The organism is Trabulsiella guamensis ATCC 49490 (genome assembly GCF_000734965.1).
Lineage (GTDB): Bacteria > Pseudomonadota > Gammaproteobacteria > Enterobacterales > Enterobacteriaceae > Trabulsiella > Trabulsiella guamensis.
Genome location: NZ_JMTB01000063.1, coordinates 13,488 through 38,394 on the forward strand (window position 1 = coordinate 13,488; position 24,907 = coordinate 38,394).

Here is a 24,907-nt window from a genome sequence, read left to right on the forward strand (position 1 = left end):
CGCGATGGAAATCAGTCTGTTACAGGCTTTTTCTCTGGGCTTACTCGCCTTTATCGCTGGACTGGACATGTTCAACGGCCTGACACACATGCACCGTCCGGTAGTGTTAGGTCCGCTGGTGGGTCTGATCCTGGGCGATCTGCATACCGGTATTTTGACAGGCGGTACGCTGGAACTGGTATGGATGGGCCTTGCGCCGCTGGCCGGGGCGCAGCCGCCTAACGTCATTATCGGTACGATCGTCGGCACCACTTTTGCCATCACCACTGGCGTTAAACCGGAGGTGGCGGTAGGCGTTGCGGTACCGTTCGCCGTTGCCGTGCAAATGGGGATCACCTTCCTGTTCTCGGTGATGTCAGGCGTCATGTCACGCTGCGACCGAATGGCTGCCAATGCGGACACTCGCGGTATTGAGCGGGTTAACTATCTGGCGCTGCTGGCGCTTGGTATCTTCTATTTTCTCTGTGCGTTCCTGCCCATCTACTTTGGTGCGGAACACGCCAAAACCGCTATTGATGTGCTGCCGCAGCGTCTGATTGACGGCCTGGGCGTCGCCGGGGGCATCATGCCGGCTATCGGTTTTGCCGTGCTGCTGAAAATCATGATGAAGAACGTTTACATCCCGTACTTTATTGTCGGTTTCGTTGCCGCCGCCTGGCTGAAACTGCCGGTCCTGGCGATTGCCGCCGCGGCACTGGCGATGGCGCTGATCGATCTCTTGCGCAAAGACCCGGAACCTAAAGTGTCTCAGCCACAGAAAGAGGAATTTGAAGATGGCATCTAATCAAACCACCCTGCCGGGTGTTCCGGCGCAGGAAGAGACGCTGCTGTCTGGCGTAAACGAAAATATCTATGAAGATCAGTCCATTGGTGAGGAACTGACGAAGAAAGATATTAACCGGGTGGCATGGCGTTCGATGCTGCTTCAGGCGTCTTTCAACTATGAACGTATGCAGGCATCCGGCTGGCTGTACGGTCTGCTACCCGCGCTGAAAAAGATCCATACCAACAAGCGCGATCTCGCCCGGGCGATGAAAGGCCACATGGGGTTCTTTAACACCCATCCGTTCCTCGTCACGTTCGTTATTGGCATCATCCTGGCGATGGAACGTTCCAAGCAGGATGTGAACAGTATTCAGAACACCAAAATTGCCGTCGGTGCACCGCTGGGCGGGATTGGCGACGCCATGTTCTGGCTGACGCTGCTGCCGATTTGCGGCGGTATCGGCGCCAGTCTGGCGCTGCAGGGTTCGATTCTCGGCGCGGTCGTCTTCCTGCTGCTGTTCAACGTGGTACATCTGGGCCTGCGTTTCGGTCTTGCGCATTACTCTTATCGTATGGGTGTCGCGGCAATCCCGTTGATCAAAGCCAACACCAAAAAAGTGGGGCATGCTGCTTCTATCGTCGGGATGACCGTGATTGGTGCGCTGGTCGCCACCTATGTGCGGCTGAACACCACGCTGGAAATCACTGCTGGTGATGCTGTGGTTAAGCTGCAGACTGACGTTATCGATAAGCTGATGCCTGCTTTCCTGCCGCTGGTTTATACACTGACCATGTACGCGCTGGTGCGTCGTGGGTGGAGCCCGCTGCGTCTTATTGTTATCACCGTCATACTGGGTATTGTCGGCAAGTTTGCCCACTTCCTGTAAGTAAAAAGGAGTCATGATGATAGGCATTATTCTTTGCGGTCACGGTGGGTTTGCCAGCGGTCTGGAAAAGGCTATGAAGCAGATCCTCGGTAGTCAGCCGCAATTCATCGCCGTTGATTTTCCGGAAACCTCGAGCACGGCGTTACTGACGTCGCAGCTGGAGGGCGCAATGGGCGATCTCGATCCAAATGAACAGATCGTGTTCCTGACCGATCTGCTTGGCGGTACCCCTTTCCGCGTCGCCTCAACCCTTGCGATGCAAAGACCGGGTTGCGAAGTGATCACCGGGACCAACCTGCAATTACTGCTGGAAATGGCGCTGGAGCGTGACGGACTGAGCAGCGAAGAGTTTCGTATCGGCGCGCTGGAAAGTGGTCATCGTGGCCTCACCAGCCTGGCCGATGAGTTGAGCCGCAGCCGTGAAGAAACGCCTGATGAAGGAGGCATATGAGCTTTGTGCTACGCGCCAGGCGGCTGTTGAGCGAACAGGGTTGGCTTGACGATCATCAACTTCGCATTGAGGACGGCACAATCGTGGCGATTGAGCCCATTCCGGCAGGCGTCACCGTACGTGACGCCGGGCTGCTCTGCCCAGCGTATATCGACATTCACGTTCATGGCGGCGCAGGCGTTGATGTCATGGATGACGCTCCGCAAACGCTGGATAGTCTGGCAATGCATAAAGCACGTGAAGGGGTGGGGGCCTGGTGCCCCACCACCGTCACCGCGCCGCTGGATGCCATTCATGCAGCCCTGAAGCGCATCGCGGAACGACGCCAGCGCGGCGGGCCGGGCGCGCAGATCCTCGGCAGCTATCTCGAAGGCCCCTACTTTACACCACAGAATAAAGGTGCTCATCCGCCGGAATGGTTTCGCGAGCTGGATATCGCCGAGCTGGATGCGCTCATCGCGCTAGCCCAGGGCTCCCTGAGCGTGGTGGCGCTGGCACCAGAAAAACCGGGTGCGCTGCAGGCCATCAGACACCTGAAACAGCGGGGCGTCCGGGTCATGCTCGGCCACAGCGCGGCCACATGGGCGCAGACCGTCGCGGCGTTTGATGCCGGTGCTGACGGGCTAGTGCACTGTTTCAACGGCATGACGGGGTTACATCACCGCGAGCCGGGCATGGTCGGCGCCGGGCTGACCGACCAACGCGCCAGGCTTGAGCTTATCGCCGATGGTCATCACGTTCATCCTGCAGCGATGCAGCTCTGCGCCCACTGCGCCGGAGAGCGGATCGTGCTCATCACCGATGCCATGCGGGCGGCCGGGATGCCTGACGGGCGCTACGATATTTGCGGTTACGATGTTGAGATGCACGACGGCATCGTACGCACCGCCGCGGGCGGGCTGGCAGGAAGCACACTGTCGCTTGATGCCGCGGTACGAAACATGGTGCAGCAGGTGGGCGTCAGCCCGGAAGAAGCTATCGCTATGGCCTCGCTGCACCCGGCAAAACTCCTGGGCGTTGACGACGAGTTGGGATCGATCCGTCCTGGCAAACGCGCGAGCCTGATCGCGCTCGACAGTAAGCTACATTTGCAACAAACCTGGGTTCAAGGCCTGGCTATTCCCCTATAGCCCTTTCAGTGTGTGTCACTTTAGCCTGCAACGTCTCCATTGCGGGCTTTTTTTTCCTTTCCTCTGCGGAAAAGAGATCCGTCTTTAACAAAATAAAATTGTTTATTTATCAAAACGAAAGCTTTCACAGTCCCCTTTGCGATCACATTTTTCGTTTTATTTTCTTTTCTCACATTGAACTTTCGTTTTCTTTTTTGTAGATTTCAATTAGTAGATTATGCAATTAAGTGAAACGAAACGAAAGAAAATGGCAGATGCCGATTCGTCTTCGGCTTTCACCCGACTAAGGATTGAGTTATGCCTGATACCAACACACTTTCTCACACCCATACCGGAACCTGGACTGAAAAAGAGATCCGCCAGCAGCCTGTAACCTGGCTCCGTTCGCTCGGCCATATCGACAGCATTCGCCGGGCGATCGACAACTTTCTGGCACCACTGCTGCGCAAAGACGATCTGCAAATTGTCCTCACCGGGGCGGGAACGTCGGCATTTATTGGCGATATTATTACGCCGTGGCTTGCACGCCACACCGGGAAAAATTTCTGCTCCGTCCCGACGACCGATCTGGTCACCAACCCCATGGACTATTTCAAAGCCGACAAGCCGCTGCTGCTGGTGTCGTTCGCCCGTTCAGGCAACAGCCCGGAGAGCGTAGCGGCGGTGGATCTGGCAGATCAGTTCGTGCCGGAAAGCTACCATCTGGTGATCACCTGTAACGACGCCGGCAGCCTGTATCAAAACGCGCAACGCAGCGACAACGCCTTTGCCCTGCTGATGCCAGCCGAAACGCACGATCGCGGTTTCGCAATGACCAGCAGCATCACCACCATGATGGCCAGCTGCCTGGCGGTGTTCGCGCCGGAAATCATCAACAGCCGCACCTTCAAAGACGTTGCTGACCGCAGTCAGGCGATCCTCGACTCGCTGGGCGATTTCAGCCACGGCGTGTTTGGTCATCAACCATGGAAACGCATCGTCTATCTCGGCAGTGGCGGTTTGCAGGGCGTGGCACGGGAATCAGCACTGAAAGTGCTGGAGCTGACCGCCGGTAAACTGGCGGCATTCTATGACTCTCCGACCGGTTTCCGTCACGGACCGAAGTCGCTGGTCGACAAAGAAACATTGGTGATCGTGCTGGTTTCGAGCCATCCGTACACCCGCCAGTATGATCTCGACCTGCTGGCCGAATTGCGCCGAGATGGTCAGGCGATGCACGTGGTGGCGATTGCCGCCGACACCGACGCCATTATCCAGGACGGCCCACACATTACGCTGCCGCCTGCCCGCACCTTTATCGACGTTGAACAGGTTTTCTGCTTCCTGATGTACGCGCAGGTCTTTGCCCTGACGGAGTCCATCAGGATTGGCAACACGCCCGACACCCCTTCCGCCAGTGGAACGGTGAACCGTGTGGTTCAGGGCGTTGTTATTCATCCGTGGCTTGCCTGAGAGGATTGAAAAAATGGGTATTATTTCAACGAAGTATCTTCTTCAGGATGCGCAGACGAAGGGTTATGCCGTCCCTGCTTTCAACATCCATAACGCCGAAACTATTCAGGCGATCCTTGAAGTCTGCTATGAGATGCGTTCCCCGGTGATCCTCGCCGGGACACCAGGCACCTTTAAACACATCGCCTTTGAAGAGATTTTCGCGCTATGTGAAGCCTATTCCGCCAGCTACGACATGCCGCTGGCGTTACATCTCGATCACCACGAATCGCTGGCTGATATTCGCAACAAAGTGAATGCGGGCGTGCGCAGCGCCATGATTGATGGTAGCCACTTTCCATTTGATGAAAACGTGAAGCTGGTGAAATCGGTAGTGGATTTTTGCCATCGTCACGACTGCAGCGTGGAAGCGGAACTGGGCCGTCTTGGCGGTGTTGAAGATGATATGGACGTTGACGAAGAGAGTGCGTTCCTCACCGACCCGCAGGATGCCCGTCGCTTTGTTGCAGAGACCGGCGTTGACAGCCTGGCTGTCGCTATCGGTACTGCGCACGGTTTATACACCAAACAGCCGAAGATTGATTTCGCACGGCTGGAAAAAATCCGCGCGGTGGTTGATGTGCCGCTGGTGCTTCACGGGGCGAGCGATGTGCCGGACGAATTTGTTCGCCGCGCCATTGAGCTTGGCGTCTGCAAAGTCAACGTCGCCACCGAGCTGAAAATCGCCTTTGCCGCCGCGGTGAAAAAATGGTTTGCCGACAACCCGGACGGAAACGATCCGCGTTATTACATGCGCGTCGGAATGGAAGCCATGAAAGAGGTGGTAAGAAATAAAATTAACGTTTGTGGCTCGATGAATAAGCTGACCGCGGACAGCGTCACAACATCATAAAAAAATATATCACTATCATAGAATTTGATTGCATCAGACACCCTGATGCAATCAATGTGAAAAATAACAGATGCTATCTGTTATTAGCGGGGGAATGAATCAGGACGATGTTTTCAAAACTCTCATAGAGGATGGGCATAAACGATATTCACGTTATTACAGGAATTCATGATATGAGCAGTCCAAATATTTTATTAACACGCATCGATAACCGTCTGGTGCATGGTCAGGTGGGTGTGACCTGGACCACAGCCATTGGCGCAAATCTGGTTGTGGTTGTTGATGATGACGTTGCGAAAGATGAAATGCAGCAGAAGTTAATGAGTTTTACCGCCGAAAACTATGGTTTCGGCATTCGCTTCTTCAGCATTGAAAAAACCATCAATATCATCGCTAAGGCCGCACCACATCAGAAGATTTTCCTTATTTGCCGTACACCCTCTACGGTCAGAAAACTGCTGGAAGGCGGTGTGCCACTGAAAGATGTGAACGTAGGGAATATGCACTTTTCGGAAGGTAAAAAACAGATTAGCAGCAAAGTCTATGTCGACGAAAGCGATCTGAATGACCTGCGCTTTATTAAAAGCAATGGGGTAAATGTGTTTATTCAGGACGTCCCTGGTGATGCTAAAGAGGGCATTCCTGACTAACAACGCTGTCTCGATAAATTTTCAGGTAATATAATGACGACGAGGCAATAAAATGCATGAAATTACGCTTATTCAAGGCATATCGCTTGCCGCTCTTGTATTTGTTCTAGGGATCGATTTTTGGCTGGAAGCACTTTTTCTTTTTCGCCCCATTATCGTTTGTACCCTCACGGGTGCGATTCTGGGAGATATTCACATCGGTTTAATTACTGGTGGTCTGACCGAACTGGCTTTCGCAGGGTTAACACCTGCGGGCGGGGTTCAGCCGCCTAACCCGATTATGGCGGGGGTAATGACGACCGTCATTGCCTGGTCTACCGGCGTCGATGCAAAAACGGCGATCGGCTTAGGCCTCCCCTTTAGTCTGTTAATGCAGTACGTCATTCTATTCTTCTATTCGGCTTTCTCGCTGTTCATGAACAAAGCTGACAGATGCGCCAGAGAGGCCAATACGGCTGCCTTTGCCCGTCTGAACTGGACAACCACGCTGATTGTGGCGTGTTCCTATTCCATCATTGCTTTCCTTTGTACCTATCTCGCTCAGGGCGCAATGCAGGCGCTGGTGAAATCCATGCCAGCCTGGTTGACGCACGGGTTTGAAGTCGCGGGCGGCATTCTGCCAGCCGTCGGTTTTGGTCTGTTGCTGCGAGTCATGTTTAAAGCCCAGTACATTCCTTACTTCATCGCCGGCTTCCTGTTTGTTTGCTACATCCAGGTCAGCAACCTGCTGCCTGTTGCCGTATTAGGGGCTGGCTTCGCGGTGTATGAATACTTCAACGCGAAAGCAAAAGCTAAAGAAAGCGCGCAAGCTCTGCCTGCCGCCGCCAAAAATGACGAAGAGGACTACAGCAATGGGATCTGAAATCAGTAAAAAAGATATCACTCGCTTAGGGTTTCGCTCCTCATTGCTCCAGGCGAGTTTTAACTACGAACGTATGCAGGCAGGCGGTTTCACCTGGGCGATGCTGCCGCTGCTGAAAAAGATCTACAAAAACGACAAAGCCGGGCTCAGCGCGGCGATGAGGGATAACCTGGAGTTTATTAACACCCACCCCAACCTGGTGGGCTTCCTGATGGGCCTGCTGATCTCCATGGAAGAGAAAGGCGAAAATCGCAACACCATCAAAGGGTTAAAAGTGGCTCTTTTTGGCCCAATCGCCGGTATTGGTGATGCGATTTTCTGGTTCACCCTGCTGCCAATCATGGCGGGTATTTGTTCGTCCTTTGCCAGCCAGGGCAACCTGCTGGGGCCTATTTTGTTCTTCGCCGTTTACCTCGCCATTTTCTTCCTGCGCGTGGGCTGGACGCACGTCGGCTATACGGTGGGGATAAAAGCCATCGACAAGGTGCGGGAAAACTCGCAGATGATTGCCCGTTCGGCGACGATCCTCGGTATTACGGTTATTGGTGGGCTCATCGCGTCGTATGTTCACATTAACGTGGTGACCACCTTCGCCATCGACGCCACCCACAACGTAGCGCTGCAGCAAGACTTCTTCGACAAGGTGTTCCCTAACATTTTGCCGATGGGCTATACGCTGCTGATGTACTACCTGCTGCGGGTGAAAAAAGCGCACCCGGTGATGCTGATTGCCGTGACGTTTGTGCTCGCGATTCTGGGTTCGGCGCTGGGAGTGCTCTAAATGTTCGCCGCAAACCCGACGCGGTTATCTGTCTGGCGACGGGGGCGACGCCTTTGCTCACTTACCATTTATTTGTTCAGGCGGTGAAGGCTCAGCGGCTGGATGTCAGCCAGCTGACCTTCGTCAAACTGGATGAATGGGTCGGATTGCCCGCCGGTGCCGCAGGCACCTGCGAGACCTTCCTGCAAGAGCACATTATTCAGCCACTCGGGATCACCGACGAGCAGTACATTGCCTTCAATGCTGAAACGGCGGATGAGTGCGAGTGTGTTCGCATCGTTGACAGAATTGCACACCGCGGCGGGCTGGATTTGTGCCTGTTGGGTCTCGGGAAAAACGGTCATCTCGGTCTCAACGAACCGGCTGCGTTTTTGCAGCCGTCATGCCATATCACTCAGCTTGATAATCAAACACGCCAGCATGACATGCTTAAGCAGGCTGGTTTACCCATCGAACAGGGCATCACGCTGGGGTTGGGGGATATTCTGGCCGCAAGGGAGGTACTGTTACTGGTTACAGGTGACGGCAAACAGCGCGCGTTTACCGCGTTCTGCGAAGGAAAGGTCACTACCGAACTTCCCGCGTCGCTGCTGTGGCTGCATTCTGACGCCACCTGTCTGTACGATGGCTCGCTGTACGACTGTTAATACGATAAAGGGCATCATTGTGATGCCTTTTATTTTATCTGCCAGTAACCACCCTTGTTGGCACCGACACGTTGCAATTTCTCTTTTTGTTGCAGCACTTTCAGGTGGCGTTCCACGGTTCGGGAAGTCACCCCCAGAATCGTAGCTATTCTGGCCGCGCTCAGTAAGGGATTACCTTCAAGTAAACGCAGGATGTCAGATTCCTGTTCGGTTAAATAGCTGACTTTTTTCTCCGACATTTTCTCCGACATTTCTTCCGACATGTCATTGATCCCGTCTTTCAGCACCGCGATGATATTCGACAGCATAAACTCCACAAATGCCGTGCAGTCGCTGACCTTGTCGCACTCACCTAAAACCTGGTAATAGCGTTCCTGCTGATGATGAATAAGCGTTTCAACCGGCAACCAGGCCAGTTCCGGTCGCCACTCGCTTAAGATCAACGTTTGCCACAAACGCCCCATGCGTCCGTTACCGTCAGCAAACGGGTGAATAAATTCAAATTCGTAATGAAAAACAGAGCTTGCCACCAGCGGATGTAAATCCGTTTCCTGCAGCCAGTGCAGTAAATCCCCCATCAACCGTGGTACTTGCGATGCCGGGGGAGCCATATGAATGAGCTGGCTTCCACGGTAAATACCGACATTGCCATTGCGCAAAGCGCCTGGCGTCTCGACCAGACCCGCCATGAGCGTCTTATGTGCCTCCAGCACATCAGCCAGTTGATAGCTCTGCCAGTGATCCATTTTTTCATAGGCAACGATCGCGTTCCTGACTTCCTGAATATCCTTGAGCGGAGCGAGCACGCGCTTGCCTTCCATAATAGCGGTGACCTGCTCAGTATTGAGGCTGTTATGTTCGATCGCCAGGGACGCCTGAATAGTACGAATGCGGTTTTCTTCCCGCAGTAACGGAGAGACTCGCCCTGCACGCGCGGCCCAGTGTCCCAGCAGTTCCCCAATCTCAGCCACCTGACTGAGCATCGGAGTAGTGATAGTGAACGGCGGCTGATAGCGGCTCATTACGTGATTACCCCTGCTGCTCCAGCGCGTATTTGTACAACGCGTTTTTCTTCACGCCGTGGATTTCTGCAGCAAGCGCCGCCGCTTTTTTCAGCGGTAGTTCGGCCTGCAGCAGCGCCAGCGTACGTAAGGCGTCGGCGGGGAGTGCATCTTCCTGCGCCTTATGACCCTCGACGATCAGCACCATTTCGCCCTTGCGACGGTTTTCATCTTCTTTCACCCAGGCCAGCAGTTCGCCGACCGGCGCACCGTGGATCGATTCCCAGGTTTTAGTTAGTTCGCGCGCCAGCACCACGTAACGGGATTCGCCAAGCACCGCACAGACATCTTCCAGGCTCTCCAGCAGACGGTGAGTGGACTCATAAAAAATCAGCGTGCGCGGCTCTTCTTCCAGCACTTTCAGCGCATCCCGGCGCGCTTTAGATTTGGCAGGCAGGAAACCTTCATAACAGAAACGGTCCGAAGGCAGACCGGCGGCGCTGAGGGCGGCGATGGCCGCGCACGGCCCCGGCAGCGGCACCACGCGGATCCCGGCTTCACGGCAAGTGCGTACCAGGTGATAGCCCGGATCATTAATCAATGGCGTACCGGCATCAGACACCAGCGCGATGTTCTGCCCTTCCTGCAGTTTTGCCAGTAGCGTGTCCGCTTTTTGCTGTTCGTTATGGTCATGAAGAGCAAACAAACGGGCATTAATCGCAAAGTGCTGTAACAGTAAACCGGTATGACGTGTGTCCTCGGCGGCGATAAGATCGACATCCTGCAACACGGTTAACGCACGCTGGGTGATATCAGCCAGATTCCCGATCGGAGTAGGAACAATATAGAGCTGACCTTGAGATTTATCTGCGGAATCGTGTTGTTTCATTGTTTCGTCCGTATAGCCGATTTAATATTGAGCATTGCGTATAAAAATAACCACTGGATACAGTATGGTACCGTCTACTTTTCTTCGTTCGAAAGCCGCGCGCTGTCTGCCTCTTGTTGTTGCAGCGTTACTTTTCGCCGGCTGTGGCACCCAGTCTACTGACCAGAGCACGGCTCACCTTCAGGGCGCCGCGCAGGCAAACTCTGGTTACTATCTGCAGCAAATGCAACAAAGCGCTGATGATAGCAAGACCAACTGGCAATTACTCGCCATTCGTGCATTGCTCAAAGAGGGCAAAAGCCAGCAGGCGAGTGAATTGTTCAACCAACTGCCGCAAGAGCTGAACGACGACCAGCGTCAGGAGCAGTCATTGCTGGCAATTGAGCTGAAGCTGGCGCAGAAAGATTTCATGGGTGCCCAGGCGCTGCTGGCGAAAATCGATGTATCCAGCCTTGAAGAGGCGCAGCAGGCGCGATTCTGGCAGGACAGTATCGTCGCGCAGCAGGGAAAGCCGTCGCTCGCGCTACTGCGGGCGCTGATTGCGCAGGAGCCGCTGTTGGCGACCGCGCAGGATAAACAGAAAAATATTGATGCCACCTGGCAAGCGCTCTCCTCTATGACACAGGAACAGGCGAACGCGCTGGTCATCAATGCCGACGAAAACGTACTACAGGGCTGGCTGGATCTGCAGCGTGTCTGGTTTGATAACCGCAACGATCCCAACATGATGAAAGCAGGCGTTCAGGACTGGCAGACCCGCTATCCTCAGAACCCTGGTGCGAAAATGCTGCCAACACAGTTGGTGAACGTGCAGAATTTCAAGCCAGCGTCAGTGGACACCATCGCCCTGATGCTGCCATTGAATGGCCAGGCCGCTGTCTTTGGCCGGACCATCCAGCAGGGTTTTGAAGCGGCAAAAAACGGCAACATCGGCACTGTTACCGGCAGTGCCGTACCTGAGCAGGTCGCTCAGGTCGCCAGTGCTAATCAGAGCGTGATCAGCCCGGCACAGGCCGAAGTCAGTGATCTGACCGCCGAAGGCACGGCGGAACAGCCTCAGACGCCCGTCCCTGAACAGGCGCAGGCCCCGGTTCAGGCACCCGTCGCCGACCAGGCTCAGCCGCAGGAACAGACACAGGCACCCGCAGCGCCTAATAACGCGCAGCCAGCACCGACCGTTGCCGTCACACCGGCAAACCCGTCCGCTGTGCTGAAAATCTACGACACCACCACTCAGTCGATGGATCAACTGCTGGCGCAGGCGCAGCAGGATGGCGCGACGCTGGTCGTCGGGCCGCTGTTAAAAAATAACGTTGAAGAGCTGCTCAAAACCAATACCTCGCTGAACGTACTGGCGCTGAACCAGCCGGAAAAGGTCGAGAACCGGGCTAACGTCTGTTACTTTGCGCTCTCTCCGGAAGATGAAGCCCGTGATGCGGCGCGCCATATTCACCAGCAGGGCAAGCAGTCGCCATTACTGCTGCTTCCACGAAGCGACCTCGGCAACCGCGTTGCTGCCGCCTTTGCCGAAGAGTGGCAGACACTGGGTGGCGGTATCGTCCTTCAGCAGCGCTTTGGCTCTGCTGCAGAACTGAGAATGGGAGTTAATGGTGGTTCGGGTATCGCGCTGACCGGCACCCCAGTGGCCTCCAGCCTGCCGCAACAGCAGGGCGTGACCATTGGCGGGCTGAACATTCCGGCACCCCCGACCGATGCGCAAATCACCAGCGGCAGCAAAATCGATGCGGCTTATATTATCGCTACGCCTGAAGAGATCGCCTATATCAAACCGATGATCGCCATGCGTAACGGCAGCCAGACGGGGACTACTCTGTATGCCAGCTCCCGCAGCGCCGGTGGTGTCGCCGGGCCGGATTTCCGTCTCGAAATGGAAGGATTGCAGTTCAGCGAGATCCCAATGCTGGCCGGCAGCAACCCGGCGCTGATGCAACAGGCGCTGAGCGCCGTGCGTAATGATTATTCTCTGGCGCGCCTGTATGCGATGGGTGCGGATGCCTGGGCGCTGGCGAACCACTTCTCACAAATGCGCCAGATGCCAGGCTTTGAGCTGAACGGCAATACCGGCGATCTGAGCGCCAACGCCGACTGCGTGATCAACAGGAAGTTATCATGGCTCCAGTACCAGCAGGGACAGGTCGTCCCGGCCAGTTAAGCCGTAAACAGATCGGCGACGCGTGGGAACTTCGCGCGCGTCGCTGGCTGGAAAATCAGGGATTGCGGTTTATCACCGCTAACATACGAGAACGAAACGGTGAAATCGACCTCATTATGCAAGAGGGGCGCGTCACCGTTTTTATTGAGGTTCGCTTCCGGCAATCCGCACATTATGGCGGAGCCGCCGCCAGCGTGACCCGTAGCAAACAACAGAAACTCCTGCAGACGGCCCGTCTCTGGCTCGCCCGTCATAATGGGAGTTTTGATACTGTGGATTGCCGTTTTGATGTGGTAGCCTTCACGGGCAACGAAATCGAATGGCTCCAGAACGCCTTCGACGAATAGCGTCAGCTTGAAATGTTAAGGGAAATCGTGCTCGAAAGAATTAAAGTCTGCTTTACGGAAAGCATTCAAACCCAGATTGCAGCGGCGGAAGCTCTCCCTGATGCTATCTCCCGCGCAGCCATGACGCTGGTACAGTCTTTGCTTAACGGCAACAAAATTCTCTGTTGTGGCAATGGCACATCGGCCGCCAACGCACAGCATTTTGCTGCCAGCATGATCAATCGTTTCGAGACAGAACGACCCAGTTTACCTGCGATTGCACTAAATACTGATAATGTGGTCTTAACGGCGATTGCAAATGATCGCCTGCATGATGAAATCTATGCAAAACAGGTACGTGCGCTGGGCCATGCGGGTGATGTACTGCTGGCTATCTCGACGCGCGGCAACAGCCGCGATATCGTGAAAGCTGTGGAAGCCGCCGTAACCCGGGACATGACCATTGTGGCCTTAACGGGCTACGACGGTGGCGAACTGGCAGGTTTGCTCGGGCAGCAGGATGTCGAAATTCGCATCCCTTCCCACCGCAGCGCGCGCATCCAGGAGATGCACATGCTCACGGTTAACTGTCTGTGCGATCTGATTGATAACACGCTCTTCCCACACCAGGACGATTAAGGAGTACATATGAAGGTGAAGGTATTTTCGCCCCTCGCAGTCCTTATTACCGCGCTGCTGCTTCAGGGATGCGTTGCTGCAGCCGTTGTCGGCACAGCAGCCGTTGGCACCAAGGCCGCCACCGACCCGCGTACTGTCGGCACGCAGGTAGACGATGGCACGCTGGAACTTCGCGTCAACAGCGCCCTGTCAAAAGATGAACAACTGAAGAAAGAAGCCCGTATCAACGTGACGGCGTATCAGGGCAAAGTGCTGCTGGTCGGTCAGGCGCCGAATACCGAACTCGCCTCCCGCGCTAAACAGATCGCGATGGGCGTGGACGGCGCAACGGAAGTGTTTAACGAAATTCGTCAGGGCGCGCCAGTCAGCATCGGCACAGCCTCTTCGGATACCTGGATCACTACCAAAGTCCGCTCTCAGTTGCTGAGCAGCGACCAGGTGAAATCCTCTAACGTGAAAGTGACGACGGAAAACGGCGAAGTGTTCCTGATGGGTCTGGTGACCGATCGTGAAGGGAAAGCCGCTGCCGATATCGCAAGCCGCGTGAGCGGTGTTAAGCATGTCACCACCGCGTTCACCTACCTGAAGTAACGATGAATCGCCCGGTCACGCGATGTGAACCGGGCGTTTTCAGCTTATAGTAACGCAATTCCCCCCGTCACGGCGCCACACAGGGCCACCAGCGTACCGGTTAGCCACAGCGCTTTTGCCGGGAAGGCTTTTCGCAGCATAATCAGCGACGGCACGCTCACGGCCGGCAGCGTAATCAGTAATGCCAGCGCGGGCGCAGCCCCCATCCCCGCAAGCATCATCGTCTGCACAATAGGGATTTCCGCCGCAGTCGGGATGACGAACAGGCAGCCGGCAATCGCCATCGCTACCACCCAGAACAGCGTATTGCTGACTAAACCGTCCGCATGCGGGAACAGCCAGACGCGCGCCGCGCCGAGAACCAGCACCGCCAGAATGTAAACCGGGATGGTACTCCAGAACAGCGACCACAGCGCGTTCAGCCAGCGCGACAGGAAGCTGCCCTGCGGTTGCGTCACCTCCAGCTCTACTGGCGAAGGTTGTTGCGCCGTCTCTTTCACCCATTTCTGCACTAGTGTTGCCACCACCAGCACCGTCGCCAGACCGGCCACAAAGCGAATGAGGGTAAACTGCCAGCCAAGGACAAACCCCATAAATACCAGCGTCGCCGGGTTAAGCAGCGGGTTGCCCATCCAGAACGCCAGTGCACCGCCCATCGACACCTGCTGACGACGCATTCCCGCCGCCACTGGCGCCGCACAACAGGTGCACATCATGCCAGGCAATGAAAATAGTGTGCCCAGCAGCGTGCCGCGAAAACGGCGCTGCCCCAGCGTGCGAATCAGCCAGTCACGTGGGATCAGCACCTGAATTAATGACCCGAGAATCACGCCCAGTACGGCGGCTTTCCAGACGGCAAGAAAATAGACCAGCGCGTAATCCCATGCGGCGCGAAGCGGATTGCTGTCCGCCTGAGCAAGAATGGATTTACCGATGCTGTGTGTTTCGGCGGCGGTAAAGGCTTTGCCGTAATACGGCTGCCATTTCACATACCAGAGACCAACGATAACAACGAGAAAAAAGAGTGCGGGTTTCCACCACTGAAATGGTGTCGCCGCCTGAGATGAAGACTGACCAGCCATAGCATTCCCCAGGGATTTTGAAGTGAAGTCGGGGAATATTACGCCTCGTTTTCGGCAATTTCACGCAGTTTTGCGGAGGAGATAATGTTTACTCCTTCGTGAGAAGGCGAGAGTGCTTCACGCAGCATCGCGCGGGCAACGTCTCTGGCGGCAATCGACTTCCAGTTTCCCGGTAGCAGCGAGAACAGCGGTGCCAGCAGCGACTCATTCAGACGGTGTTTTGTCCTTTCGCCAAGCAACATTGACGGACGCACAATCGTGAGTCGTTCCCAGGACTGCGCCATCAGCGCCGCTTCCATTTCGCCCTTCACGCGATTGTAGAAAAAAGGCGAATGCGCATTCGCGCCCATCGAGCTTACCACCAGCATATGCTTCGCCCCCAGACGCAGTCCGGTCAATGCGGTATCCACCACCAGCGTGTAATCGGCATGTACAAATGCCTCTTTGCTGCCCGCCTCGCGGCGCGTCGTCCCCAGACAGCAAAAAACGATGTCAACAGGGTCGGTCACCTGCGCGAGTGCGTCCGTGAGTTGAGGATCGTGGGGATTGAGCACGCCAGGCATGTTGCTCAGCGGGCGACGCGTCGGTGCTGCGATGGCGTTGATGCGCGGCTCCTGAATCAACATCCGCAGTAAGTGCCCACCAACCAGACCGGTGGCACCGGTGATAAGAACCTGACTCATGCATTACTCCTGACGCAACCAGTGGATTTTTTTACCAAACCCCAGCGTATTGTCAGTGAATTTTAGCTCATCGACACGGATTTCCCACACCGGCGCCGACATCGCTCTGGCAACCGGAAATCGCCGGTTGTAACGTGCGCGCGCTGCCTCGCTCTCTTCCCCCTCCAGCCGCCGGATCTCTCCTGTAAACTGCACACCACGGATCAGCGCCACGGTTTTCGGCTGGCCGTTGACGGTTCCCGCTACCGGCGCTTTGTTGCCCGTCATCTGCGCGTGGCGGGTGTTATCCTCAGTAAGCAGATAAAACACCACGCGTTGCGGATCATAGAGATAAAAGGCGTTGGCACACCAGAGATTGCCCTGGCTTGCAACACACCACGTCACGACATGCTGTTTCACCAGCCAGCGACTGATGGCATCAGGAGTTTCCATCTTATTCTTTCCTTGTGCTAAGGTGCCTTCACCTTAACATACTGACATCTTTCATCGTGCGCTGGTTTCTCTATCTGATTCGTACCGCTGACAATCATCTCTACACCGGGATCACCACCGATGTCGAACGGCGTTTTTTGCAACATCAATGCGGAAAAGGGGCGAAAGCGCTGCGTGGGAAAGGTGAGTTGCGGCTGGTGTTCTCTGGCGAGGTTGGCGAACGCTCACTTGCGTTACGGCTGGAGTACCGGATCAAACAGCTCACAAAGCGCCAGAAAGAGCGCCTCGTGGCCGGAGACGGGACGTTTGAGTCTCTGCTGGCGAGCCTGCAAACGTCAGTGCTTAAAAGCGATTGAAATGGTCGTGATACTCGACGAGACCGTGAACACCGTTCAGGGCGTCATCCGCCAGACGGTGAACAAAGAACGCGTCCTGTGTTTCCGGCCAGCGACAGCGCAAATCATGCTGCGCCGCTAACTCAAAACCGAGTTTTTTATACAACGCCGGCTCGCCCAGCGCCACTACAGCGGCGTAACCAAACTCATTCAGTGAGTCCAGTCCTTCGTAGACCAGTTGCCGCGCCAGGCCTTGTCCGCGGTAATGTTCGTCGACCGCCAGCGGTGCCAGACCGACCCATTGCAGATCATCGCCGTTCACGGTGACCGGACTGAAGGCAACATAGCCCACCACCTGCCCGTCGTCGTCGGTCGCCACTAACCCCAGCGTCACCAGACCATCTTCCCGCAGATCATGCACCAGTGTTGCTTCGTCATCGCGGTTAAATGAACGGCGCAGCAGAGCGTCTATCCCCGGTGCATCGATTCCAATTTCAACTCGAATCAGCATGGCTCACCTACCGATGTGTGTTTGGTTGTCGACTCGCTTTTCAGCCCAGCCTCAACAAAGTCCGCCAGTTGCAACAGCATGATGCGCAACGCTTTCGGCATCTGCTCAAGCTCAATGGCGTCCATCAGGTTTTTGACATACAGCCCCAGTTCCGTATCGCCTTCAATCACTAAGCGACGCTGGAAGAAGAGCGTATCCGGGTCCTGTTTGCGCGCGGCAATCATTAGCAAATCGCTGGCATCCGCACTAAAACTGACATCTGCCTCCGCAGACTGGCTCACGATCAGACGATCGTTTTCTACGGTGGTGAACCACGTCAGGTCGATATCACGCACCGCTATTTTTTAACCAGCGCCCTTCAAGGAACTCCAGTTCCCCGTCGGCCAGCGCCTGGCGGAATTGCCAGCTTAAGACCTGCTCCAGTACCTGACGCTTAAGGGCAAATGGCGTCAGTTTAACCGGCACGCTCATCAGAGACGGACCTAAATGCACCAGGCGTGAACGCAGTTTATCCAACACGAGCTTTACTCCCTGAAATCTGTAGTGCCTCTATTTTGCCATATCCGATAAATGACATAGCGTCGCAAATCAACAAACATCATTACTACTCACTATTGGTGCCATCAATACGCTTTTAACTGCCTCAAATCAAAAATTATTGCTGATGGGTTAACTAAAATCCCAGTTCGTTAACAATTCTTGCGATCCAGCCGATCGCGCTTTCAGGAAATATTATGGAGCTGCTCTGCCCTGCCGGAAACCTCCCGGCGCTTAAGGCGGCCATTGAAAACGGCGCGGACGCTGTTTATATCGGGCTGAAGGATGATACCAACGCCCGACATTTTGCCGGCCTTAACTTCACCGAAAAAAAACTGCAGGAAGCGGTCAGCTTTGTGCATCAGCATCGCCGTAAATTACACATCGCCATCAACACCTTCGCTCACCCGGACGGCTACATCCGCTGGCAGCGCGCGGTGGATATGGCGGCGCAATTGGGCGCAGACGCGCTGATCCTCGCTGATCTCGCCATGCTGGAGTATGCCACAGAGCGTTATCCACATATCGAACGCCATGTCTCGGTTCAGGCATCGGCCACCAACGAAGAGGCGATTCGCTTTTATCACCGTCATTTCGACGTGGCGCGCGTGGTGCTGCCGCGCGTACTCTCCATCCATCAGGTTAAGCAACTGGCGCGGACTACGCCAGTGCCGCTGGAAGTCTTCGCGTTTGGTAGCCTGTGCATCATGGCCGAAGGGCGCTGCTACTTGTCGTCTTATTTAACCGGTGAATCCCCCAATACCGTCGGCGCGTGTTCTCCTGCCCGCTTTGTCCGCTGGCAGCAGACGCCGCAGGGTCTGGAATCACGCCTTAACGAAGTGCTGATCGACCGTTATCAGGATGGAGAAAATGCCGGTTACCCGACACTGTGCAAGGGGCGTTATCTGGTGGACGGCGAGCGCTATCACGCGCTGGAGGAGCCGACCAGCCTCAACACCCTTGAGTTGCTGCCGGAGTTACTGGCGGCAAATATCGCCTCGGTGAAAATCGAAGGTCGTCAGCGCAGCCCGGCATATGTCAGCCAGGTGGCGAAAGTGTGGCGTCAGGCGATCGATCGCTGCATAGCCGATCCGCAGAACTTCGTCCCGCAGGCCACCTGGATGGAAACGCTCGGCGCGATGTCCGAGGGAAGCCAGACGACGCTTGGCGCTTATCACCGCAAATGGCAGTAGGAAATACGATGAAATATTCATTAGGGCCGGTGCTTTACTACTGGCCAAAAGAGACGCTGGAATCGTTCTATCAGCAGGCGGCGAACAGCAGCGCGGATGTCATCTATCTTGGCGAAACGGTTTGCAGCAAGCGCCGCGCCACAAAAGTTGGCGACTGGATAGACATGGCGAAGAGCCTCGCCACCAGCGGCAAGCAGGTGGTGTTGTCGACGCTGGCGCTGGTGCAGGCCTCGTCAGAACTGAGCGAACTGAAGCGCTATGTCGACAATGGCGATTTCCTGCTGGAAGCGAGCGATCTCGGCGTGGTAAATCTGTGCGCCGAGCGCAAACTGCCTTTTGTCGCCAGCCATGCGCTGAACTGCTACAACGCCGTCACTCTGCGTCTGCTGCTCAAACAGGGAATGGTGCGCTGGTGCATGCCAGTTGAACTCTCCCGCGACTGGCTGGCCAATCTGCTTGATCAATGCGATGAGCTGGGCATCCGCCGCCAGTTCGAGGTAGAAGTGCTGAGCTATGGCCATCTGCCGCTGGCGTATTCCGCTCGCTGCTTCACGGCACGCTCCGAAGATCGCCCGAAGGATGAATGCGAAACCTGCTGCATCAAATACCCCAACGGACGCAGCGTACTGTCCCAGGAAAATCAGCAGGTATTCGTGCTGAACGGGATCCAGACCATGAGCGGTTACGTCTACAATCTTGGCAACGAGTTAACCTCGATGAAAGGCCTGGTGGATATTGTCCGTCTTTCGCCGCTGGGCAGCGAGACGTTCGCGATGCTGGATGCCTTCCGCGCCAATGAAAATGGCGCCGCGCCGCTCGCGCTGGCCCCGCTCAGCGACTGTAACGGCTACTGGAAACGCCTTGCCGGTCTGGAGCTACAGGCCTGATAAATAGCTCACTTTGTTAACAGCTTTAGCTAATCTTTAATGCAGTATGAAAAGATTAACCGGTAACAAAGTGAGCCGTTATGACTGACAAAACCATTCCTTTTTCGGTGCTTGATCTCGCACCGATCCCCCAGGGCTCGTCTGCCAGAGACGCCTTTTCACATTCGTTAGATCTCGCCCGTCTGGCGGAAAAACGCGGCTATCACCGCTACTGGCTGGCGGAACATCACAACATGACCGGCATCGCCAGTGCGGCAACCTCGGTGCTGATTGGTTATCTGGCGGCAAATACCTCCACACTGCATTTGGGTTCCGGCGGCGTGATGCTGCCAAACCACTCCCCGCTGGTGATTGCCGAACAGTTCGGCACGCTCAATACGCTCTATCCTGGCCGTATCGATCTGGGGCTGGGGCGCGCACCAGGCAGTGATCAGCGCACCATGATGGCACTGCGTCGCCACATGAGCGGTGATGTCGACAACTTCCCGCGCGATGTCGCGGAACTGGTGGACTGGTTCGACGCCCGCGATCCGAATCCGCATGTACGTCCGGTACCAGGCTACGGTGAGAAAGTCCCTGTATGGCTGCTCGGTTCGAGCCTCTACAGCGCTCAACTGGCCGCACAGCTTGGCCTGCCGTTCGCTTTTGCATCGCACTTCGCGCCGGATATGCTCTTCCAGGCACTGCATCTGTACCGCACCAATTTTAAACCGTCGGAACGGCTGGAAAAACCGTACGCGATGGTGTGCATCAATATTATTGCCGCCGACAGCAACCGTGATGCCGAATTCCTGTTTACCTCAATGCAGCAGGCATTCGTAAAACTGCGTCGCGGTGAGACCGGCCAGTTGCCGCCGCCGATCCAGAATATGGATCAGTTCTGGACGCCGTCAGAGCAGTACGGCGTCCAGCAGGCGTTGAGCATGTCGCTGGTAGGTGATAAAGCGAAAATTCGTCACGGGCTGGAATCAATGCTGCGCGAAACGCAGGCCGATGAAATCATGGTCAACGGGCAGATTTTCGATAATCAGGCACGGCTGCATTCGTTCGAACTGGCGATGCAGGTGAAAGAAGAACTGTTAGGGTAAAACCTCACCCCGGCCAGCAAAAGGCCGGGGGAACCGGCTGATTACGCTTTGCGCATCATCAGCCAGAGGCTTATCAGGAAGAATGAGGCGCTCGGCAACAGGGCGCCTACCACAGGCGGGATCCCATAGACCAGCGTCAGCGGGCCGAAGATCTGATCCAGCACGTAGAACACGAAGCCGAAGCTAATCCCCGTCACCACACGCACGCCCATCGGCACGCTACGCAGTGGGCCAAAAATAAACGACAGCGCCATCAGCATCATCACCGCCACGGAAAGCGGCTGGAAAATTTTGCTCCACATGTTGAGCTGATAACGGCCGGAATCCTGCCCACTCGATTTCAGATACCGCACGTAGTTATGCAGGCCACTGATGGAGAGCGCGTCCGGATCCAGCGCCACCACGCCAAGTTTGTCCGGCGTCAGGTTGGTTTTCCAGGTGCCGCTCACCGTCTGGCTGCCAGTCACCTGCTTCGGGTTGGTCAGGTTGGATTCATCGACCTGTGACAATCGCCAGAGCTTGTTCTGGTTATCAAATTTCGCTGTTGCGGCATAGCGAACGGATTGCAGGCGACGTTCATTGTTGAACGAATAAATACTTACGCCGCCGAGTTCGTCATCACCTTTCACTCGCTCGATATAGACAAAATTGTGTCCGTCTTTCGCCCACAGCCCTTGCTGCGTGGAGAGCAGCGAACCGCCGTACATCTGCTGTGCGCGATAGTTACGTGCCATCTGTTCACCCTGCGGTGCCACCCATTCGCCGATCGCCATGGTCAATAGCACCAGCGGAATCGCGGTTTTCATCACCGACAGCGCCACCTGCATACGGGTAAAACCGGAGGCCTGCATCACCACCAGCTCGCTGCGTTGCGCCAGCATACCGAGCCCCAGCAGCGCGCCGAGTAGCGCGGCCATCGGGAAGAAGATTTGAATGTCTTTCGGGATGCTCAGGAGGGTGTACATCCCTGCGCCCATCGCATCGTAGCTCCCCTGCCCGGCTTTCTTCAGCTGATCAACAAACTTGATGATGCCGGAGAGCGACACCAGCATGAACAACGTCAGCATGATGGTGTTGAAAATGGTTTTACCGATATAGCGGTCAAGAACGCCGAACGCCTGCATTACACGGCTCCTTTATGCATAAAACGGGCGCGCAAACGACGCACCGGCAACGTATCCCACAGGTTCAGCATGACAGCTAAGGCGAGATACAGCAGGTTGACCGCCCACATCCAGATCATCGGATCAAGTTTGCCTTTGCCGCCATTCGACTTAAGCGACGTCTGCAACAGGAAGAACACCAGATACAGCAACATAGCAGGCAGCATCGAGAGCACACGCCCCTGGCGCGGGTTAACTACGCTGAGCGGTACCACCATCAGCGCCATCATAAAGACAGTGAACACTAGCGTGAAACGCCAGTGCAGCTCAGCGCTGGCGCGGTCGTTATCGGTGTTCCACAGTGTGCGCATGTCCATCTGTTCGGTGTCGTCCGGATCCAGCGCCACCGCCTGATGACCGATAATTGCCTGATAATTTTTGAAATCGGTGATGCGGAAGGCGCGCAACATTGCCGTGCCTTCAAACCGCGTCCCTTCGTTGAGCGTCACCACCTGCGAGCCATCTTTGTGCTGCGCCAGTTGGCCGGAATCGGCAACCACGACTGATGGCCGCGCATTGCCCTTCGGGCGCAACTGCGCGAGGAAAACATCTTTAAAACTGCTGCCATCGACGCTTTCGATAAACAATACCGCGTTGCCGTCAGTGGCCTGCTGGAACTGCCCTTGCGCCAGCGCCGCCATACCGGGGTTGGCTTTGGCTTCCGCCAGCACTTCATCCTGATGACGTGAGGACCACGGCCCCGCCCACATCACGTTCACCGCCGCTATGATGCCGGTAAACAGTGCCAGGATCATCGCCGCTTTAATCAATACCGCTTTACTCAGACCACAGGCATGCATCACCGTGATTTCACTCTCGGTGTACAGTTTACCCAGCGTCATTAACAACCCGAGAAACAGGCTCAGTGGCAGGATCAATTGCGCCATCTCAGGGACGCCAAGGCCCAGCAGAGAAAGCACGAGATTTGTCGGGATTTCACCATCAACGGCAGCGCCGAGGATCCTGACCAGCTTCTGGCAAAAAAAGATCAGCAGCAGGATGAAGAGGATGGCAAGCTGGCTTTTCAGCGTCTCCCGCACCAGATATCTTATGATTATCACTATAAATACGCCCGTAAAAACCCGTCTTGTTGCAGGAAAATAGCTTGTTTCATGGCTTAAACGTCATTTATTCTCTTGAGTCGTTGAAAACATCGCTAAGATTAAACTACTCAGCGGCATCACGTTTTCGAACGTGTTCAAACCGTAGACTCAGTAAGAATATCATGAAGTCACCGCAACAGCGGACATGAGTTACGAAAGCTTTCAATTCTATCTGTAGCCACCGCCGTTGTCTTTAAGATTCAGGAGCGTAGTGCATGGAGTTCAGTGTAAAAAGCGGTAGCCCGGAGAAACAGCGGAGTGCCTGCATCGTTGTGGGTGTCTTTGAACCGCGCCGCCTCTCCCCGGTCGCCGAACAACTCGATAAAATCAGCGACGGCTACATCAGTGCCCTGCTGCGCCGTGGTGAACTCGAAGGTAAGCCGGGTCAGACCCTGCTGCTTCATCACGTGCCGAACGTGCTGTCGGAGCGCATTCTGCTGATTGGTTGCGGCAAAGAGCGTGAACTGGATGAGCGTCAGTATAAGCAGGTTATCCAGAAAACCATCAATACCCTTAATGATACAGGGTCCATGGAAGCGGTCTGTTTCCTGACCGAGCTGCACGTCAAAGGACGCAATAACTACTGGAAAGTACGCCAGGCGGTGGAAACCGCCAAAGAGACGCTGTACAGCTTCGATCAGCTGAAAACCAATAAAAGCGAGCCGCGTCGACCGTTGCGTAAAATGGTGTTTAATGTGCCGACCCGCCGTGAACTGACCAGCGGCGAGCGCGCCATTCAGCACGGACTGGCGATTGCCGCTGGTATCAAGGCAGCGAAAGACCTCGGCAATATGCCGCCAAACATCTGTAACGCGGCCTATCTCGCGTCTCAGGCGCGCCAGCTGGCGGATGCCTGGAGCAAAAATGTCATCACCCGTGTCATCGGCGAACAGCAGATGCGCGAGCTGGGTATGCACTCCTACCTGGCTGTTGGTAACGGTTCGCAGAACGAATCGCTGATGTCCGTGATTGAGTACAAAGGCAGCCCGACAGAAGACGCTCGCCCGATTGTGCTGGTGGGCAAAGGTCTGACGTTCGACTCCGGCGGTATCTCCATTAAGCCTGCCGAAGGCATGGATGAAATGAAATACGACATGTGCGGTGCAGCGGCTGTTTACGGCGTGATGCGAATGGTTGCAGAGCTGCAGTTGCCCATCAATGTGATCGGCGTACTCGCGGGCTGTGAAAACATGCCGGGGGGGCGTGCGTATCGTCCGGGTGATGTGCTGACCACGATGTCCGGGCAGACCGTCGAAGTGTTGAATACCGATGCCGAAGGCCGTCTGGTGCTGTGCGATGTACTGACCTACGTTGAGCGTTTCGAGCCAGAAGCGGTGATTGACGTCGCGACGCTGACCGGCGCCTGTGTGATTGCGCTCGGCCACCACATCACCGGTCTGATGTCTAACCATAATCCGCTGGCACACGAGCTGATCAGTGCGTCTGAGCAGTCCGGCGATCGCGCATGGCGTCTGCCGCTTGGCGATGAGTACCAGGAACAGCTGGACTCTAACTTTGCGGACATGGCGAATATTGGCGGCCGTCCTGGCGGGGCGATCACCGCCGGGTGCTTCCTGTCGCGCTTTGCCCGTAAGTACAACTGGGCGCATCTGGACATCGCCGGCACCGCATGGCGTTCCGGTAAAACCAAAGGTGCCACCGGTCGCCCGGTCGCTCTGTTATCGCAATTCCTGCTGAATCGCGCTGGTTTTAACGGCGAAGAGTAATTGCCGTCTGACGCCCGGTGACGCTACGCT

General features: G+C 55.6%; 26 protein-coding genes and 2 pseudogenes. 19 read left to right on the forward strand and 9 right to left on the reverse strand.

Translation table 11 applies throughout. From position 1 onward, the window contains the following. Window positions 1-4 precede the first annotated feature (4 nt). From agaW to GTGU_RS09430, 10 genes and pseudogenes are all read left to right on the forward strand, one after another. Complete coding sequence (agaW, locus tag GTGU_RS09385; RefSeq protein WP_038156061.1) at window positions 5-784, forward strand: PTS N-acetylgalactosamine transporter subunit IIC; 780 nt, start codon at window positions 5-7, stop codon at window positions 782-784. After that, window positions 774-1,652 carry a PTS N-acetylgalactosamine transporter subunit IID gene (agaE, locus tag GTGU_RS09390; RefSeq protein WP_038156062.1) on the forward strand — a complete coding sequence of 293 codons (879 nt, stop codon included), beginning with the start codon at window positions 774-776 and terminating at the stop codon, window positions 1,650-1,652. Before agaW ends, agaE begins: the two co-directional genes overlap by 11 nt. Window positions 1,653-1,668: 16 nt before the next feature. Then, a complete protein-coding gene (gene agaF / locus GTGU_RS09395; protein WP_038156064.1) occupies window positions 1,669-2,103 on the forward strand; it encodes a PTS galactosamine/N-acetylgalactosamine transporter subunit IIA in 435 nt (144 codons plus the stop codon). Further along, window positions 2,100-3,233, forward strand: coding sequence for an N-acetylglucosamine-6-phosphate deacetylase (gene nagA / locus GTGU_RS09400; RefSeq protein WP_038156066.1), 1,134 nt, complete (start codon window positions 2,100-2,102; stop codon window positions 3,231-3,233). Before agaF ends, nagA begins: the two co-directional genes overlap by 4 nt. Before the next feature lie 297 nt (window positions 3,234-3,530). Continuing rightward, window positions 3,531-4,685, forward strand: coding sequence for an SIS domain-containing protein (locus tag GTGU_RS09405; RefSeq protein WP_038156068.1), 1,155 nt, complete (start codon window positions 3,531-3,533; stop codon window positions 4,683-4,685). Between the two features lie 13 nt (window positions 4,686-4,698). Further along, window positions 4,699-5,577: a tagatose-bisphosphate aldolase subunit KbaY gene (gene kbaY / locus GTGU_RS09410; RefSeq protein ID WP_038156070.1), complete on the forward strand. Its 879-nt coding sequence runs from the start codon at window positions 4,699-4,701 to the stop codon at window positions 5,575-5,577. A 173-nt stretch (window positions 5,578-5,750) separates the two neighbouring features. Beyond that, entirely contained in the window at window positions 5,751-6,227 is a 477-nt protein-coding gene (agaB, locus tag GTGU_RS09415) for a PTS galactosamine transporter subunit IIB (RefSeq protein ID WP_038156072.1), read from the forward strand. A 52-nt stretch (window positions 6,228-6,279) separates the two neighbouring features. Continuing rightward, entirely contained in the window at window positions 6,280-7,089 is an 810-nt protein-coding gene (gene agaC, locus GTGU_RS09420) for a PTS galactosamine transporter subunit IIC (RefSeq protein WP_038156073.1), read from the forward strand. After that, a complete protein-coding gene (agaD, locus tag GTGU_RS09425) occupies window positions 7,079-7,870 on the forward strand; it encodes a PTS galactosamine transporter subunit IID (RefSeq protein WP_038156075.1) in 792 nt (263 codons plus the stop codon). Before agaC ends, agaD begins: the two co-directional genes overlap by 11 nt. Window positions 7,871-7,872: 2 nt before the next feature. Continuing rightward, window positions 7,873-8,517: pseudogene (locus GTGU_RS09430) on the forward strand (galactosamine-6-phosphate isomerase); the annotation flags it as partial. Between the two features lie 29 nt (window positions 8,518-8,546). On the opposite strand, the gene GTGU_RS09435 reads toward GTGU_RS09430, so the two are convergent. Both GTGU_RS09435 and rsmI read right to left on the reverse strand, forming a co-directional pair. After that, complete coding sequence (locus tag GTGU_RS09435; RefSeq protein ID WP_038156076.1) at window positions 8,547-9,539, reverse strand: Fic family protein; 993 nt, start codon at window positions 9,537-9,539, stop codon at window positions 8,547-8,549. 7 nt (window positions 9,540-9,546) lie between these two features. Next, window positions 9,547-10,407, reverse strand: a complete 861-nt coding sequence (rsmI, locus tag GTGU_RS09440) for a 16S rRNA (cytidine(1402)-2'-O)-methyltransferase (RefSeq protein ID WP_038156078.1) — start codon at window positions 10,405-10,407, stop codon at window positions 9,547-9,549. A gap of 64 nt (window positions 10,408-10,471) precedes the next feature. On the opposite strand from rsmI, the gene GTGU_RS09445 reads away from it, so the two are divergent. The 4 genes from GTGU_RS09445 to dolP are packed head-to-tail and all read left to right on the forward strand — an operon-like array spanning window position 10,472 to window position 14,136. Next, window positions 10,472-12,580 carry a penicillin-binding protein activator gene (locus GTGU_RS09445; protein WP_038156080.1) on the forward strand — a complete coding sequence of 703 codons (2,109 nt, stop codon included), beginning with the start codon at window positions 10,472-10,474 and terminating at the stop codon, window positions 12,578-12,580. Next, window positions 12,538-12,927 carry a YraN family protein gene (locus GTGU_RS09450; RefSeq protein ID WP_038156082.1) on the forward strand — a complete coding sequence of 130 codons (390 nt, stop codon included), beginning with the start codon at window positions 12,538-12,540 and terminating at the stop codon, window positions 12,925-12,927. The genes GTGU_RS09445 and GTGU_RS09450 overlap by 43 nt, the downstream gene beginning before the upstream one ends. Before the next feature lie 27 nt (window positions 12,928-12,954). After that, entirely contained in the window at window positions 12,955-13,545 is a 591-nt protein-coding gene (gene diaA / locus GTGU_RS09455) for a DnaA initiator-associating protein DiaA (RefSeq protein ID WP_038156084.1), read from the forward strand. A gap of 15 nt (window positions 13,546-13,560) precedes the next feature. Further along, window positions 13,561-14,136, forward strand: a complete 576-nt coding sequence (dolP, locus tag GTGU_RS09460) for a division/outer membrane stress-associated lipid-binding lipoprotein (RefSeq protein WP_038156151.1) — start codon at window positions 13,561-13,563, stop codon at window positions 14,134-14,136. A 44-nt stretch (window positions 14,137-14,180) separates the two neighbouring features. On the opposite strand, the gene GTGU_RS09465 is transcribed toward dolP, so the two are convergent. The 3 genes from GTGU_RS09465 to GTGU_RS09475 are packed head-to-tail and all read right to left on the reverse strand — an operon-like array spanning window position 14,181 to window position 16,333. Then, window positions 14,181-15,218, reverse strand: a complete 1,038-nt coding sequence (locus tag GTGU_RS09465; RefSeq protein WP_038156087.1) for a permease — start codon at window positions 15,216-15,218, stop codon at window positions 14,181-14,183. 38 nt (window positions 15,219-15,256) lie between these two features. Beyond that, a complete protein-coding gene (locus tag GTGU_RS09470; protein WP_038156089.1) occupies window positions 15,257-15,901 on the reverse strand; it encodes an NAD(P)H-binding protein in 645 nt (214 codons plus the stop codon). Window positions 15,902-15,904: 3 nt separating this feature from the next. Further along, window positions 15,905-16,333: a YhbP family protein gene (locus tag GTGU_RS09475; protein ID WP_038156091.1), complete on the reverse strand. Its 429-nt coding sequence runs from the start codon at window positions 16,331-16,333 to the stop codon at window positions 15,905-15,907. Between the two features lie 56 nt (window positions 16,334-16,389). Between GTGU_RS09475 and GTGU_RS09480 the strand changes: the two genes are divergently transcribed. Continuing rightward, a complete protein-coding gene (locus tag GTGU_RS09480; protein WP_038156093.1) occupies window positions 16,390-16,689 on the forward strand; it encodes a GIY-YIG nuclease family protein in 300 nt (99 codons plus the stop codon). Here the strand turns inward: GTGU_RS09480 and GTGU_RS09485 are convergent. Together GTGU_RS09485 and ubiT are read right to left on the reverse strand one after the other, a co-directional pair. Then, a complete protein-coding gene (locus tag GTGU_RS09485) occupies window positions 16,676-17,179 on the reverse strand; it encodes a GNAT family N-acetyltransferase (protein ID WP_038156095.1) in 504 nt (167 codons plus the stop codon). The two genes, GTGU_RS09480 and GTGU_RS09485, sit on opposite strands and share 14 nt — an antisense overlap. Beyond that, a pseudogene (ubiT, locus tag GTGU_RS09490) lies at window positions 17,173-17,698 on the reverse strand (ubiquinone anaerobic biosynthesis accessory factor UbiT). Before ubiT ends, GTGU_RS09485 begins: the two are co-directional and overlap by 7 nt. A 215-nt stretch (window positions 17,699-17,913) precedes the next feature. Here ubiT and ubiU point away from each other — a divergent pair. The 3 genes from ubiU (at window position 17,914) to GTGU_RS09505 (ending at window position 20,884) form a co-directional block, all read left to right on the forward strand. Then, entirely contained in the window at window positions 17,914-18,909 is a 996-nt protein-coding gene (ubiU, locus tag GTGU_RS09495; RefSeq protein WP_038156097.1) for a ubiquinone anaerobic biosynthesis protein UbiU, read from the forward strand. Between the two features lie 8 nt (window positions 18,910-18,917). Continuing rightward, window positions 18,918-19,796, forward strand: coding sequence for a U32 family peptidase (locus GTGU_RS09500; protein ID WP_038156099.1), 879 nt, complete (start codon window positions 18,918-18,920; stop codon window positions 19,794-19,796). A gap of 80 nt (window positions 19,797-19,876) precedes the next feature. Continuing rightward, window positions 19,877-20,884, forward strand: a complete 1,008-nt coding sequence (locus tag GTGU_RS09505) for a luciferase-like monooxygenase (RefSeq protein WP_038156101.1) — start codon at window positions 19,877-19,879, stop codon at window positions 20,882-20,884. A 41-nt stretch (window positions 20,885-20,925) separates the two neighbouring features. Here GTGU_RS09505 and lptG read toward each other — a convergent pair whose 3' ends face one another. Continuing rightward, entirely contained in the window at window positions 20,926-22,008 is a 1,083-nt protein-coding gene (gene lptG, locus GTGU_RS09510; protein ID WP_038156103.1) for an LPS export ABC transporter permease LptG, read from the reverse strand. Further along, window positions 22,008-23,108: an LPS export ABC transporter permease LptF gene (lptF, locus tag GTGU_RS09515; protein ID WP_038156105.1), complete on the reverse strand. Its 1,101-nt coding sequence runs from the start codon at window positions 23,106-23,108 to the stop codon at window positions 22,008-22,010. Before lptF ends, lptG begins: the two co-directional genes overlap by 1 nt. 257 nt (window positions 23,109-23,365) lie before the next feature. On the opposite strand from lptF, the gene pepA reads away from it, so the two are divergent. Further along, a complete protein-coding gene (gene pepA / locus GTGU_RS09520; protein ID WP_038156107.1) occupies window positions 23,366-24,877 on the forward strand; it encodes a leucyl aminopeptidase in 1,512 nt (503 codons plus the stop codon). The last annotated feature ends 30 nt before the right edge of the window (window positions 24,878-24,907 follow it).

Bases quoted from the DNA above. Each gene is read 5' to 3' on its own strand.
- agaW (WP_038156061.1), top strand. From the start codon at position 5: ATGGAAATCAGTCTGTTACAGGCTTTTTCTCTGGGCTTACTCGCCTTT.
- agaE (WP_038156062.1), top strand. From the start codon at position 774: ATGGCATCTAATCAAACCACCCTGCCGGGTGTTCCGGCGCAGGAAGAG.
- agaF (WP_038156064.1), top strand. From the start codon at position 1,669: ATGATAGGCATTATTCTTTGCGGTCACGGTGGGTTTGCCAGCGGTCTG.
- nagA (WP_038156066.1), top strand. From the start codon at position 2,100: ATGAGCTTTGTGCTACGCGCCAGGCGGCTGTTGAGCGAACAGGGTTGG.
- GTGU_RS09405 (WP_038156068.1), top strand. From the start codon at position 3,531: ATGCCTGATACCAACACACTTTCTCACACCCATACCGGAACCTGGACT.
- kbaY (WP_038156070.1), top strand. From the start codon at position 4,699: ATGGGTATTATTTCAACGAAGTATCTTCTTCAGGATGCGCAGACGAAG.
- agaB (WP_038156072.1), top strand. From the start codon at position 5,751: ATGAGCAGTCCAAATATTTTATTAACACGCATCGATAACCGTCTGGTG.
- agaC (WP_038156073.1), top strand. From the start codon at position 6,280: ATGCATGAAATTACGCTTATTCAAGGCATATCGCTTGCCGCTCTTGTA.
- agaD (WP_038156075.1), top strand. From the start codon at position 7,079: ATGGGATCTGAAATCAGTAAAAAAGATATCACTCGCTTAGGGTTTCGC.
- GTGU_RS09435 (WP_038156076.1), bottom strand. From the start codon at position 9,539: ATGAGCCGCTATCAGCCGCCGTTCACTATCACTACTCCGATGCTCAGT.
- rsmI (WP_038156078.1), bottom strand. From the start codon at position 10,407: ATGAAACAACACGATTCCGCAGATAAATCTCAAGGTCAGCTCTATATT.
- GTGU_RS09445 (WP_038156080.1), top strand. From the start codon at position 10,472: ATGGTACCGTCTACTTTTCTTCGTTCGAAAGCCGCGCGCTGTCTGCCT.
- GTGU_RS09450 (WP_038156082.1), top strand. From the start codon at position 12,538: ATGGCTCCAGTACCAGCAGGGACAGGTCGTCCCGGCCAGTTAAGCCGT.
- GTGU_RS09465 (WP_038156087.1), bottom strand. From the start codon at position 15,218: ATGGCTGGTCAGTCTTCATCTCAGGCGGCGACACCATTTCAGTGGTGG.
- GTGU_RS09470 (WP_038156089.1), bottom strand. From the start codon at position 15,901: ATGAGTCAGGTTCTTATCACCGGTGCCACCGGTCTGGTTGGTGGGCAC.
- GTGU_RS09475 (WP_038156091.1), bottom strand. From the start codon at position 16,333: ATGGAAACTCCTGATGCCATCAGTCGCTGGCTGGTGAAACAGCATGTC.
- GTGU_RS09485 (WP_038156095.1), bottom strand. From the start codon at position 17,179: ATGCTGATTCGAGTTGAAATTGGAATCGATGCACCGGGGATAGACGCT.
- ubiU (WP_038156097.1), top strand. From the start codon at position 17,914: ATGGAGCTGCTCTGCCCTGCCGGAAACCTCCCGGCGCTTAAGGCGGCC.
- GTGU_RS09500 (WP_038156099.1), top strand. From the start codon at position 18,918: ATGAAATATTCATTAGGGCCGGTGCTTTACTACTGGCCAAAAGAGACG.
- GTGU_RS09505 (WP_038156101.1), top strand. From the start codon at position 19,877: ATGACTGACAAAACCATTCCTTTTTCGGTGCTTGATCTCGCACCGATC.
- lptG (WP_038156103.1), bottom strand. From the start codon at position 22,008: ATGCAGGCGTTCGGCGTTCTTGACCGCTATATCGGTAAAACCATTTTC.
- pepA (WP_038156107.1), top strand. From the start codon at position 23,366: ATGGAGTTCAGTGTAAAAAGCGGTAGCCCGGAGAAACAGCGGAGTGCC.